General features: G+C 66.1%; 15 protein-coding genes. All 15 read right to left on the bottom strand.

Annotation, left to right across the window (positions count from 1 at the left end):
- The 15 genes from fliE to SNE34_RS11520 all read right to left on the bottom strand — a co-directional run bounded on the left by fliE (position 1) and on the right by SNE34_RS11520 (position 11,379).
- Positions 1-297 (bottom strand): flagellar hook-basal body complex protein FliE, encoded by a 297-nt coding sequence (fliE, locus tag SNE34_RS11590; RefSeq protein ID WP_332617382.1) that lies wholly within the window; start codon positions 295-297, stop codon positions 1-3.
- Entirely contained in the window at positions 294-671 is a 378-nt protein-coding gene (locus SNE34_RS11585; RefSeq protein WP_332617379.1) for a flagellar basal body rod protein FlgC, read from the bottom strand. The genes fliE and SNE34_RS11585 overlap by 4 nt, the downstream gene beginning before the upstream one ends.
- Before the next feature lie 20 nt (positions 672-691).
- Positions 692-1,063, bottom strand: a complete 372-nt coding sequence (locus SNE34_RS11580; protein ID WP_332617377.1) for a flagellar basal body rod protein FlgB — start codon at positions 1,061-1,063, stop codon at positions 692-694.
- 19 nt (positions 1,064-1,082) lie between these two features.
- Entirely contained in the window at positions 1,083-2,201 is a 1,119-nt protein-coding gene (locus SNE34_RS11575) for a flagellar basal body P-ring protein FlgI (RefSeq protein ID WP_332617375.1), read from the bottom strand.
- 2 nt (positions 2,202-2,203) lie between these two features.
- Positions 2,204-2,794 (bottom strand): flagellar basal body L-ring protein FlgH, encoded by a 591-nt coding sequence (locus tag SNE34_RS11570; protein ID WP_332617372.1) that lies wholly within the window; start codon positions 2,792-2,794, stop codon positions 2,204-2,206.
- On the bottom strand, positions 2,787-3,422 hold the full coding sequence (gene flgA, locus SNE34_RS11565) for a flagellar basal body P-ring formation chaperone FlgA (RefSeq protein WP_332617369.1): 636 nt from the start codon (positions 3,420-3,422) through the stop codon (positions 2,787-2,789). Before flgA ends, SNE34_RS11570 begins: the two co-directional genes overlap by 8 nt.
- Positions 3,423-3,488: 66 nt before the next feature.
- Positions 3,489-4,256 carry a flagellar hook-basal body protein gene (locus SNE34_RS11560; protein WP_332617367.1) on the bottom strand — a complete coding sequence of 256 codons (768 nt, stop codon included), beginning with the start codon at positions 4,254-4,256 and terminating at the stop codon, positions 3,489-3,491.
- 31 nt (positions 4,257-4,287) lie between these two features.
- On the bottom strand, positions 4,288-4,959 hold the full coding sequence (locus SNE34_RS11555) for a flagellar hook-basal body protein (protein ID WP_332617364.1): 672 nt from the start codon (positions 4,957-4,959) through the stop codon (positions 4,288-4,290).
- 13 nt (positions 4,960-4,972) lie between these two features.
- Complete coding sequence (locus SNE34_RS11550) at positions 4,973-7,021, bottom strand: flagellar biosynthesis protein FlhA (RefSeq protein ID WP_332617362.1); 2,049 nt, start codon at positions 7,019-7,021, stop codon at positions 4,973-4,975.
- On the bottom strand, positions 7,018-8,088 hold the full coding sequence (locus tag SNE34_RS11545) for an EscU/YscU/HrcU family type III secretion system export apparatus switch protein (protein WP_332617360.1): 1,071 nt from the start codon (positions 8,086-8,088) through the stop codon (positions 7,018-7,020). The genes SNE34_RS11550 and SNE34_RS11545 overlap by 4 nt, the downstream gene beginning before the upstream one ends.
- A gap of 1 nt (position 8,089) precedes the next feature.
- Positions 8,090-8,851, bottom strand: coding sequence for a flagellar biosynthetic protein FliR (locus SNE34_RS11540; protein WP_332617358.1), 762 nt, complete (start codon positions 8,849-8,851; stop codon positions 8,090-8,092).
- A gap of 2 nt (positions 8,852-8,853) precedes the next feature.
- Entirely contained in the window at positions 8,854-9,117 is a 264-nt protein-coding gene (locus tag SNE34_RS11535; protein ID WP_332617355.1) for a flagellar biosynthetic protein FliQ, read from the bottom strand.
- Between the two features lie 12 nt (positions 9,118-9,129).
- Positions 9,130-10,362, bottom strand: a complete 1,233-nt coding sequence (locus SNE34_RS11530) for a tetratricopeptide repeat protein (protein WP_332617354.1) — start codon at positions 10,360-10,362, stop codon at positions 9,130-9,132.
- 85 nt (positions 10,363-10,447) lie between these two features.
- The gene (locus tag SNE34_RS11525; RefSeq protein ID WP_332617352.1) at positions 10,448-10,828 is read right to left on the bottom strand and encodes a hypothetical protein; all 381 of its coding nucleotides are present in this window, start codon (positions 10,826-10,828) and stop codon (positions 10,448-10,450) included.
- Between the two features lie 5 nt (positions 10,829-10,833).
- Positions 10,834-11,379, bottom strand: a complete 546-nt coding sequence (locus SNE34_RS11520; protein WP_332617350.1) for a hypothetical protein — start codon at positions 11,377-11,379, stop codon at positions 10,834-10,836.
- Positions 11,380-11,729 lie beyond the last annotated feature (350 nt).

Here is an 11,729-nt window from a genome sequence, read left to right as displayed (position 1 = left end):
TCAGAGTTGCATGCGCGTGAGTTCCTGATACCCCTCGATGACCCGGTTCCTCACCTCGGCCATCAGCATCAGGTCGGTACGCGCGCGTTCCATCGAGATCATCAGTTCATGCACCGGGATGTCCTCGCCCGCGGCAAGCGCTCGCAAATGGGAGTCCGCCGTTTTCAGGCTTTCGTCGACGCGCGCGATGCCATCGCCGATCATCGACAGGAAGTCGGCGCCCGATCCCTGCGGCTTGATTGCACCGGTAGCCGGCAGGTCGGCGAACGCGGCGCCGATTGCTTCGATCGACATCATTTGGCTCCAATCTCCAGCGCTCGCAACGTCATGTTGCGGAGCAGGTTGAACGAACGGACGTTGGCTTCGTAGCCACGACTGGCCGTCATCAGGGTGGTCATCTCGTGGACCAGGTCGGTATCCGGGTAGCGGACCATTCCGTCGCTGTCGGCCATGGGGTGCGCCGGGTCGTGCACCGACCGGGATCCGGTCGGCGTTTCGTGGGCGGCCGTACCGCTGCCCACCAGTTGCCCAAAGTCGCCGGCCTGCAGGTCCACTTTCCATTGGGTGGCGGTCTGGCCGACGGGTACCGGAACATTCGCCGCGGCGATGTTGCGGCTGGCGGCGTCCATGCGCATGCGCTCGTAGTTCAAGCCTTCGCGAGCGGCGCTCATGATCGATTCGATAGGCACGATCAGCTCCTGCCGCTGATGGCCAGGCGCATCAAACCGAATTGCCGGCTGAGTGCCTCGCCCAAGGCTTGGTATCGCGTGCCTGCGATCACCATGCTGCCGACTTCCTGGTCGAGATTGATTGGCAACCCCGAGACGATCGGACCGGCCGACTGGAGCGCCGCTTCGGCGTCCAGCAGTTCGCTGGCCATGTCTCCGCTGCCGGAACCACTGGCGATGTCGCCCAATGATTGCTGCAGCGCCGAGAAGTTCACCCGCAGCGCCTGCGCGCCCGGCCGGTTGGCGTTGGCGATGTTGGTGCTGGCCACCCGGGCCTGCATCTCCTGCATGCCCAGCGCCAGGCGCACCGCGTCGATCGTGATTTCGCTGCTCATCGCAGTCTCCCCCTCTTGATTACTGGATCACCAATTCGCCGTCCAAGGCGCCAGCGGCCTTGATCGACTGCAGCACCGCGATCACATCGCGGGTGCTCAGGTGAATGGCGCGAAGCGCCGTGATCAACTCGGCCACCGTCGCGCCTTCCTTGACGCTGACCAGTGGTGCCTGTTCTTCCTCGACCCCTATCCTCGTGCTCGGAACCACCACCGAGGCGATGTTCGGACTCGGGCGGAGCAGGACGCCATTGGGCTGCGACACCGCGAACTCGGTACTGATCTCGACCTTGAGGTCACCGTGCGAAATGCTGACCGGCCCAAGCCGCACATCTCCGCCGGCGACCACGGTGCCCGTACGCTCGTTGACCACCACGCGCGCCATGCGCTGCTGCTGGATGGTCAGGTTCTCCAGTCGCGCGATCTCGGCCACCAGACTGATGGGCTGCACCGGATACGACACCGTCACCTTGCCTGCGTGTTCCGCGCGCACTTCAACGTTCGGAATTCCGGCGCGGATGGCATTTGCAACGCGAGTGGCGTTGGTGAAATCGGGATGATTGAGAAGAATGCTGAGCGAACGCCCGTCACCGGCAACCCCCAGCGGCGAGCCCTGCTCGACCGTTGCGCCCGAGGGGATCCAGCCGACGGTGGGGTGGTTCTTCTGCACGGAGGCGGTCAGGCCTTCAAACTGGTAACCGCCGACCGAGATCGCGCCCTGCGCGATCGCATACAAGCGGTCATCGGGTCCGTACAGCGGGGTCAGCATCAGGGTGCCGCCGGTGAGGCTGCGCGCATCGCCCGCCGAAGACACCTGCACGTCGAGAAGCTGGCCGGGCTCGGCGAACGCGGGCAGTTTGGCGGTGACGATGACGGCGGCCACGTTGCGACTGGCCAGCTCGTCCTCGGTCACATTGACGCCAAAATTGCGCAGGGTATTGGCGACCGACTGCAGCGTCGCCCGGTTGCGCATGGAGTCGCCCGAGCCCGACAGACCGAACACAAGGCCATAACCGGTCAACGGATTCTCGCGTACACCCGCAACCCGGGCGATCTGCTTGATCCGGACCTCGTTGGCCCACACCGCCGACGTCGCCGCCAGCAACGCGATTGACAGCAGCACCCGGACGGTTCGTTTCACGCTCACAGCAACCTCAACCATTTGAACAGGCGATAGAAGATGCTCTGTCGCTGCGATTCACTGACCACCCCGACCCCGACCAGCTCCAGGTCGGCATTGGCGATGCGATGCGACCACACCGTGTTGTCGGCGGAAATATCCTGCGGCCGGACCAGGCCGCTGACCCTGATCTTCTGGCGCTCGCCGTTGACGGTCAGGGTTTGCACGCCCTCGATATGGAGATCGCCGTCGGGCTCGACCGCCATCACCTGCGCCGAGATCTGCGTCCGCAGCTCACCCACCCGCGTCGTCCGCGCGCCGGCGGAGTTGCTGCCGGCCAGACCGAGGCTGGCGTTGTAGGCCGTCGACGGCGAACTCAGCCCGACCTGCATGTCCAACTCGCTGGCGGCGTCGGTGGCCGCCTGTGAGCTGGCGCGGGTCGCTTCAAGCACATAGACGGTGATCACGTCGCCCACCCGGAACGCACGGTGATCCGCCGCCAGGCTGCGATAGCTGGCCGGATCGATCAGGCTCTGCTGGGCGACCGCCGGTGACAGCGCCGACGCCAGCAGCAACAGGCCCGACGCCAACACGAAACTTCTTGTTCTATTCATCCACCACCACCTTCTGATCGGCCACCACACGCGACCGGATCGCCACCCGGGAATGCTCCGGGCGCACGGAAATCACCTCGCCTATCGCGCCATCGCCCAGCGCCACACCGCTGGTCATGATCCGCACCGGCCCGCGACGCACCACGATCGCGACCTCGCTCTGCGCCAACACGTCGGGGACGGCTTCAAGGTCGCTCACCATGACCGGCGTGCCGGCCCGCACCGGTCGTTCGATGCGCCGCCCTTCCAGGTCGGATGCCGACGCGACCGTCAAGCCTGAGCAGCAGATCATGTCCACCACCGCAGGCTCGACCTGGATGTCGCTGCCGGCGGTATGCGCCGGATACGAGACGGCGTAGGTCGGTACCTCGCGTTCATCGTGCAGTTCGACCCAGACGGTCATCGAGCGCACGGATTGGCCGTCGACCCGCAGCTGCACCGGGATCCCGACGCGCTCGCGCGGCCAGCGTCCACCGATCTCCCCGAGCTCCAGCTTCACCTCGCCGACGGGCAGGCGCTGGGTCCGGATTCGCCCGACCACCTCGACCTTCGCGGTGCTGCCTTCTGCCGCCAGGCGCGCGCGAATGCCGTTCGCCACCGCCGAGCTGATCTGCGCCGGCGCGAGCAACTGCTCCGGTGAATCGACCGCGGTCGCCAGCGTCGCAGCCAGCAGGAATGAAAGAACCATGACCGGTCAGCGCCGCAGGTTGTTGATCGTCTCGAGGATCTGATCGGACGCCTGCAACACCCGGGCGTTGAGCTGGTAGGCGCGCTGCGCCATCACCAGGGCCGACATCTCCTCGATCATCTCGACGTTGGCCATCTCGACGTAGCCCTGCTGCAGCCGGCCAAAACCGGGGTCGCCGGCACGCCCGTACGACGCCGCGCCCGCCTCGTCGGTGGCTGCGTAGCTGTTGTCGCCGATGGACTTGAGTACGTCCGGCGCCGCGAATGCCGCGAGCTCGATGATGCCGAGCACGGTCCGCTCGGTGTCCCCGGCCAGCAGCACCGAGACCTCGCCGTTGCCATCCACCCGGATGTCGCTGGAGTCGCGCGGAATCGGGAAACCCTGCGACAGGCGCAGGCCGTGGACGGTACTGAGGTAGCCCTCGTCATCCACCCGGAACTGGCCGTCGCGGGTGTAGACCAGGGTTCCGTCGCTGGCCTGCAACTCGAAGAACCCAACGCCGTCGATCGCTATGTCCAACGGGTTGCGCGTCATGCGCATGTCGCCCTGGGCGAACACGGTGGTGGTGAGGTCGACACGGGTGCCGTTGCCGGCGAACTCCGTCCCATTCGGCGACCCACTTGCGGCAACCGTTGCCGCAGCGACGTCCACGAAGTGCACCCGGCTGCGCTTGAAACCCGGCGTCTGCATGTTGGCGACGTTGTTCGAGATCACGTCGATCTGTTTCTGCTCGCCACGCAAACCGCTGGCCGAGATGTAGAGTGCGTCGATCATGCTGTTCCCCTGTTGCGAAGCTGTTGCCGCCTCAGTTCTCGCCGAGACTGTTGATGCCGGTGCCCATCGCCTTGTCATAGATGGAGATCGCGCGCTGCACCGACTCGGCATGGCGCGTGGTTTCCATCAGGCGAACGGTCTGCTCGGCCGGATCGACGTTGGAGCGCTCGAGCGCGCCCTGCATCACGCTGCCGGACCAGGCTTCGAGTTGGCCGTCGTAGGCGTAGGCGCCACCGCCCATCGGTCGCAGGCGGCTGGCGTCGGTCGCGGACACGACATACACGCGGTCGACCGCCTGCGATCCGCTCCAGATCTCGCCCTGCGTATCGATGCGCACCTCGCCTGGCGGCATTGCGATCGGGCCGGATGTCCCGAGGACGCGGTCGCCTCCACTGGTGACCAGCAGCCCTTCGCCGTCGACGCGGAATTCGCCCGCCCGGGTCAGCAGCGGCACTCCGTCGCGCTCGACCACGAAAAAGCCGGGGCCGCGCAATGCCAGATCAAGCGAGCGATCGGTCTGCTTGAGTCCGCCGTCGCCCTGGTCAAGGGCCGAGCGCACGCGCAACTGGTCCCCGAACTCCGGAATCGCGCGAGTGCCCCGGTAGCCGGGCGTGTTCATGTTGGCGACGTTGTGACTGATCGTCGCCAGGGTCTGGACATCCGCGCTGAGGCTGCGGCTGATGGCTAGCAAAGTGTCGGACATGGCATTCAGGCGGTCAGGAGGCATGGACGGCCGCGAACGAGCGGACCGGGAGCGCGGGTGGAATTTCGTTGAGGCCAAGCACCGCGACGTACGGCATCGAGCGTTGCAACAAACCCCGCAGGGGACGCCGCACCGGCGATGGGCACAGCAGCACCGGCACCAGGTTGCGGCCCATCATCGATTCGGCCTGTTTGCCCAGGTTCTTCATGAAGCCATCGAACTGGGCGATCTCGCCAAACAGGGTGGCCTTGTGTTCCCCGGGCCGCGCGTTGGCCAGCAGCGCCCGCTCCATCTCGGGCGCGAGGGTCAACACGTGCAGGTCGCCTTGCGGGTCGCGCAGGCCCTGGCAGATCGCCGCGCCCAGCCGCTCGCGAACGCGCTCGGCCAGGTCCTCTGCGGACTTGACGGTTTTCCCCGCGTCGACTAGGACTTCAAGGATGGCTTCCAGGTGCCGGATGCTGACTTGCTCGCGCAGCAGCAGCTGCAGCACCTTCTGGATCTCGGAATAGCTCATGACCGCCGGCACCAGTTCGTCGATCAGCGAGCCGTGCTGCTCGCGCAGGCGATGCAGCATTCGCTCGATATCGGAACGGCTCAGCAGATCGGCGGCCTGTCGCTTGACCAGTTCGCTCATGTGCGTCATCAGCACGGTATCCGGGTCGACCAGGGTGTAGCCGGCACCGCGCGCAAATTGGCGGGCGTCCTTGGCGATCCACTGGGCCGGCAATCCATAGGCCGGATCCCGCGTCTCCGGCCCCTCCAGCGTCGGCCGCGAGCCCCCGGGATTGATGGCCAGCACACGCTCGGTGTCGAGCTCGCCCTGTCCGACCCGGCAGCCATGGAAATGGATCTCGTAGGCCGACGGCGAAAGATCCGCGCGCTGGCTGGTCTGCACCTTGGGAAGCACGAAGCCGAGATCCTGCGCGAACTGCTTGCGCAGGTTGGAGATGCGCTGTGAAAGGTCGTTGTCGGCGCCGATGAACACCTTGGCCAAGGTGCTGCCCAGGCGCACTTCAACCGGCTCGATACGCATCCACTGCTGGACATCATCGGATGCCTTGCCAGCGGTCGGTTCGTCCCCTGCTGCATCCTCGTCCGGTGCCTTGGATGCACGCGTGGACATGTAGACCAACCCGCCCAGCAGCGCCAGCACGGCCAGCACCGGCAACATGGGGAAGCCCGGCAGCAGCATGATCGCCAGCAATGCCAGGCCCACGATCACCAGCGCCTTGGGATTGGCAAGCACCTGCTTCGGGATCTCGGAGCCCAGCTGCGCATCGGCGGCGGCCCGGGTGATGATGATGCCGGTCGCGACCGCGATCACCAGCGAGGGGATCTGGGTGACGATGCCGTCGCCAATGGTCAGCAGGGTGAAGTGCTGGACAGCCTCGCCCCACGGCATGCCCAGCTGGGCGATGCCGATCGCCAGTCCGCCAACGATGTTGACCAGGATGATGATGATGCCGGCGATGGCATCGCCCTTGACGAACTTGGTCGCGCCGTCCATCGCTCCGTAGAAGCTCGCCTCCTTCTCGACCTGCGCTCGCCGGTGCCGCGCTTCGTGCTCGTCGATCAGCCCCATGTTCATGTCGGCGTCGATGCTCATCTGCTTGCCGGGCATGCTGTCGAGGGTGAAGCGCGCGGCGACCTCGGCCACGCGCTGGGCGCCGCTGGTCACCACCACGTACTGCACGATCACCAGGATCAGGAACACCACGATGCCGACGATGTAGTTGCCGCCGATGACAAATTCGCCAATCGCGTTGATCACCCGCCCGGCGTCCTCGCCCTCCAGGATCAGTCGCGTGGCCGAGACGTTCAGCGACAGCCGCAGCATCGTCGACAGCAGCAGGATGGTGGGGAACGTCGAGAACTGCAGCGGCGTCTCGGTGAAGAAGGTCACCAGCAGGATCAGCAACGCGATGCTGATGTTGATGACCAGCAGGAAATCCAGCAGCGGTGCCGGGATCGGCACGAACAGGACCACCAGCACGCCGATCACCAGCGCGATCAGCGCCAGGTCGCGTTTGCCGCTCCACAGATGGGCAAGCAGCGCCTTCATGCGTTCATCGTCTCTTGGCTTGCCCACAACTTGCGATAGATCGGCGCCAGCTCGGCGTAACGCGCCTCCGGTATGGCACCGTCGATCTCGCACTCGCGATACAACGCCCGCGCCAAGGGCGGCACGCGGACCATCGGCACCCGATGACGTGCGGCCAAGGTGCGAATCTGACGACTCAACATGCCTGCGCCCTTGGCCAGCACCACCGGCGCAAGCATCTTGCCCGGCCGGTACTGCAGGGCCACCGCGACGTGGGTCGGGTTTGTCAGCACCACGTCCGCGTCCTGCACCCGGGCCAGCGCCCGGGTCTTCTTCAGCAACTCGCGGATCTGCTGCTTCTGCTTGGACTTGACCGCCGGATCGCCGTCCTTGCGCTTAATTTCGTCGCGTAGCTCGCGCCGGCTCATGCGCATGCGCTTCAGGAACTCGCGGCGGCTGAACAGCAGGTCGACGACCGCCACCAGCACCAGCACCAGCAGCACGTAGACCGACGCTTTCACGAAGGCGTCGAGCGCGAGCTGGCCGAGGCGTTGCGGCAACGTCATCGCCACCGACTCGGCCAAGGCCCGCGCCTTCCACACGAACAACGCGCAGATCCCGACCAGCAGCAGGCTCTTGGCGAGCAGCTTGCCAAGCTCCCACAGCGTCCGCATCGAGAAGACGCGCTTGAATGCCTGCGCCGGATTCATCCGCTTGAGGTCCGGCTTCAACGGGTGGGTCGTGAACATCGGTCCGGTCTGGACCACGTTGCCCAGCACCGCCGCGATCAGCAGTGCCAACACCAACGGCATCAATGCCTGGCCGACCGGCGCGTAGACCTGCGCCACCCAGTCGGTGAAGGCACCATTCAACGACGGCGCATTGCCGGAAATTCCGATCATCCGCCGGGTCGCCAGCGCCAGCGCGGCCGCGACCCCGGCGCCGGTCAGCGCCAGTACCGCCGCGAACGCCACCATCACCACGCTGCCGGTGACATCCATGCTCTTGGCGACCTCGCCCCGCTTGCGCGCCTCCTGCAAGCGGTACGGGGTGGGCTGCTCGGTCTTGTCCTGGTCCGGCTGCGACATGTCAGAGCCCCAGCAAGGCCGGCGCGCGCGAGAACGCGTCGCGGAACAGGCGGTTCAACAGCGCCGGCACGAACGGCAGCGTAGCCACCATCAGCAACAGCGCGACGACGATCTTCAGCGGCAGCATCAGAAAGTACACATTGGCCTGCGGCATGGACCGGGTGGCATACGCCACGCCGACGTCCACCACCAGCAGCCCGAGCATGACCGGCGCGACCACCATCAGGCCCAACAGAAAGCTGCTGCCAAGCAGGCCGAGGAATGCATCGAGGTCCAACCCCACGCCACCACGGCCGACTGGCAACACCTGGGTGCTGGCGACCAGCGCGCGGTAGAGCGCGAGGTGCAGGTCCAGGGTGAAGAACAGCACCGTGGCCAGCAGCGCCAGGCCGGCGCCGAGCAGCGACTGCATGTCTCCCTGGGCACCGGGATTGAACAGCATCCCCGCGCTCAGGCCCGCCTGGACATCGACCACCCAACCGGCCACATGCAGGGCCGCGTAGGGAACCATTACCACGAGGCCGAACACCAAGCCGATGGTCAGTTCGCCAAAGACTGCCATGCCCCAGTTGATCGGTGCTTGCGCGGTGTACATCTGCGCCGGCATCGCCAGCACCGTGAGCCATGCCAGCCCCAGCGCCAACACGATCCGCACCAGTGGCGGCGCCCATCGCATCGGTGTCAACGCCGGCAAGACAACCACCGGCAGATAGCGCAGGAACGCCAGCGCCAGCAGCCCGGCGAACCGTTCGATCATGTCCATCGTCACAGGCCGGCCGCCGTCTCGAACATGTGCTTGGCCAGCTCGACCGCAACCGTGAGCATCCAGCTGCCCAGCATCAAGCACACGATCACCACGGTGGCCAGCTTCGGCACGAAGGTCAGGGTCATTTCCTGCACCTGGGTGACGACCTGCACGATCGAGACCAGCAAGCCGACGATCAGCGTGGCGAGCAGGATCGGCGCCGACATCTTCACCGCCGCAAGCAGGGTCTCGGTGAGGAGTCGGATGGCGAAGTCGGAATCCATTCCTGATGATCCCTAGAGTCGCTTGCCATGGAACCGGCCTTTCAACCGGGCGGCGAACTCGGCCACGGGCAGCGCGGTGGCCTGGCCACCGGCACCGAGCAACTCGTGCATCAGCGCTTCCGATCCCGACTGGTCGCCCTGCGCTTCAAGCAGCAGGGTTTTCGCATAGCGTGCGGTCATCGCCTGCGGGTCAAGGCGCAGGGCGCGCTTGATGCCCTGCCCCGCAGCATCCAGGTCACCGCGCAGCACCGCGACCAGCGCCAAGCCGCCATGACTGTCGCCGAAGTTGTGGTCGAGCGCGTAGGCACTGCGGTAGCTTGCCTCGGCCGCGTCGATATCGCCGAGCAGCAACTGCGTCCAGGCCAGCGCGTGCCAGGTACCGATGTGGTCGGGCATCGCGACCACGGCGTGTTCCAGGACCTCGCGCGCCCGCGGCAACTCGTCGCGCAGCATCAGCAGCTGGCCGTAGCCGGACAGCGCCCGCCCCGAGTTGGGATGGGTTTGCAGCGCACGTTCGAACAGCACCTGGGCGGACGGGGTGTCCTGCTGCCACAGCGCCAAGGTGCCCGCCACCAGCAATGCCTCGTGCTGTGCGGGATGGATCTCCAGGCAGGCGCGCGCGGCTTCGGCCGCGTCGTCGAGGCGTCCGACATCCAGCAATGCCAAGGCGTGCACTCCGCGCGCGGTGACATCGTCCGGCGTCCTCGCCAGTGCCTCATCGAGGGCGGACAGGGCATTGTCATACTTGCCCTGCATCAGGGCAATGCGCGCAGCGAGGACCGAAAGCGATACATCGTTGCCGAAGCGCGAAGCGGCTTGTTGCAGCGTGGATGACGCAGCATCGACCTGACGTTGGCACAACTGGCTGAAAGCCAGGTCGTGCAACACCGCCACGCTTTCGTGGCCGGCGTCGAGCAGTGCGCGGTAGGCCGCCTCGGCTTCCACGTAGCGACCTTGCGCCAAGGCGATACGGCCCAGCCGAAACCGCACGCCGGGTGCGGCATGGGCTTCTGCAGGCAGTGATTCGAGCGTGGCCTGGGCATCGGCGCTACGACCGGCATCGAACTGCGCATCGGCGAGCTCGCATCCCAAGTCCACGTTTGAGCGATCAGCCGCAAAAAAATCGCGCAAGCGCGCGATTCGCGTCTCCGTGCGTTCCATCGACGTTGTCTCCCGAACGTCCTGATGCCACCGGCGCGCGGTCATCCCCATGCCCGCGCACCGCCCCCTGAGTGCGGCGGCCACTTACCTCCGTGGCCGCTGCGGGGCGTACCTTACGTTGAGGGTTGGCGCAATGTCAACGCGGCGTGAACGCGCATCCGCAACGAGGCTAGCGTCGCAGTTCGCGAATCATCCTGGCGAATTCGTCGCGATGCTGGTCATCCGAAGCCAACGTCTGCGCGATGCTGTCGAGCATCGGCTGCCACTGTGAGTGCTCGCGCAGATCGCTGCCGAACTCCCATAACAGCACTGCGCGGACCACGCGGGGCCGGGCGGCATCCATGGCCTCCTGGTCGGCTTCATCGACGCCGGCCAGGATCGCGGCGAGTTCACGCCGCAACACATTGACGTCACGCTTCTGCCCGGATGCACGCTTGGGCGCGGCGACTTCCGCCGGGGTCTTGCGTTCGCTTCGTTCGGACTTTTGGCTGATCTCCGCACGCAGCGCGGCGATCAGTCCCGAGGTCGCCGAAAGCCGATCAATGCTCACGAAAACTATTCACCGCGACCGTAACCGGTGAGGAACATTGGCGCCGCCGCCGGAGCGTCAGTCGCCACCGCCGCCGTGCCCTGCTGCAGTTGCTCATGGAGCCGCTGCATGTCCGCCGTCAACGCGGGGATCTCCTGTGGCAAGGCCAGGCCAGACTGCAGATGGACCAGCGCGTTGGCGATGTCCTCATCCGCCGCCGCCGTCATCGCCCGGGCATACGCCCCCAACGAGTCCCGCTGGTCCGCGAGCGGTTGCAGGGTCTGCTTGGCCTCCGCGCCCTCGCCCTTCATCAGCAGCAACTGGCCCAGCTGGAAACGGGCGATCGCCAGTTCCGGCGCACCCGCCACCACCGCGCGAAAGCCCGCCTCGGCGCGATCGTGCATGCCCAACTGGGCATGCTGCGCGGCAAGCAAGTACTGCGCATGGACGTGCTGCGGCTCGCGCTCCAACAGGGTCTTCAACATCACCACCGCATCCGCATCGCGGCCGTTGTTGATGGCATCCAGCGACAGACGCAGCAGTTCTTCGTTGTCGAGCTTGTCGTAGTTCATAGGCAAATGGGTGCCGCTCCGGCCGCAGTGTGAGGGTGGATTGTGGCCCGGGACGCCTCGGGAGACCAAACGACGCCGCGTGGAACGGGGATGCGACGGGTGTCCCGGGCCACACTTCCCTTATCCGGCATGGGGCGGCGATGTTTATCCCTCAGCCAGCGATCCGGACCGCTGCTGGGCGGCGGTTCCGGCGAGTTCGGACCAGTCCAGGTTGCGGCCTTGGATCTGCTGTTTCAGCACCGGCCGTCCGCATCATAGGTGTAGACCTCGGCGTGCTTGAGTCAGCCGCCGATGTGCAGTGGGTGGTGCCGACGCAGCAGCAGGTGACCGACAGCACGACGTGGCAGACC

It is taken from the genome of Novilysobacter erysipheiresistens (assembly GCF_036663935.1).
Lineage (GTDB): Bacteria > Pseudomonadota > Gammaproteobacteria > Xanthomonadales > Xanthomonadaceae > Novilysobacter > Novilysobacter erysipheiresistens.
Note: the sequence above shows the minus strand (reverse complement) of the source record. Positions and strands in the feature narration are given on the sequence as shown.

Excerpts from the sequence above, each read along its gene's own strand:
- SNE34_RS11520 (WP_332617350.1), bottom strand. The coding sequence starts at position 11,379 with ATGAACTACGACAAGCTCGACAACGAAGAACTGCTGCGTCTGTCGCTG.
- SNE34_RS11545 (WP_332617360.1), bottom strand. The coding sequence starts at position 8,088 with ATGTCGCAGCCGGACCAGGACAAGACCGAGCAGCCCACCCCGTACCGC.
- SNE34_RS11550 (WP_332617362.1), bottom strand. The coding sequence starts at position 7,021 with ATGAAGGCGCTGCTTGCCCATCTGTGGAGCGGCAAACGCGACCTGGCG.
- SNE34_RS11570 (WP_332617372.1), bottom strand. The coding sequence starts at position 2,794 with ATGAATAGAACAAGAAGTTTCGTGTTGGCGTCGGGCCTGTTGCTGCTG.
- SNE34_RS11585 (WP_332617379.1), bottom strand. The coding sequence starts at position 671 with ATGAGCGCCGCTCGCGAAGGCTTGAACTACGAGCGCATGCGCATGGAC.
- SNE34_RS11535 (WP_332617355.1), bottom strand. The coding sequence starts at position 9,117 with ATGGATTCCGACTTCGCCATCCGACTCCTCACCGAGACCCTGCTTGCG.
- SNE34_RS11555 (WP_332617364.1), bottom strand. The coding sequence starts at position 4,959 with ATGTCCGACACTTTGCTAGCCATCAGCCGCAGCCTCAGCGCGGATGTC.
- SNE34_RS11560 (WP_332617367.1), bottom strand. The coding sequence starts at position 4,256 with ATGATCGACGCACTCTACATCTCGGCCAGCGGTTTGCGTGGCGAGCAG.
- SNE34_RS11540 (WP_332617358.1), bottom strand. The coding sequence starts at position 8,851 with ATGGACATGATCGAACGGTTCGCCGGGCTGCTGGCGCTGGCGTTCCTG.
- SNE34_RS11580 (WP_332617377.1), bottom strand. The coding sequence starts at position 1,063 with ATGAGCAGCGAAATCACGATCGACGCGGTGCGCCTGGCGCTGGGCATG.
- fliE (WP_332617382.1), bottom strand. The coding sequence starts at position 297 with ATGATGTCGATCGAAGCAATCGGCGCCGCGTTCGCCGACCTGCCGGCT.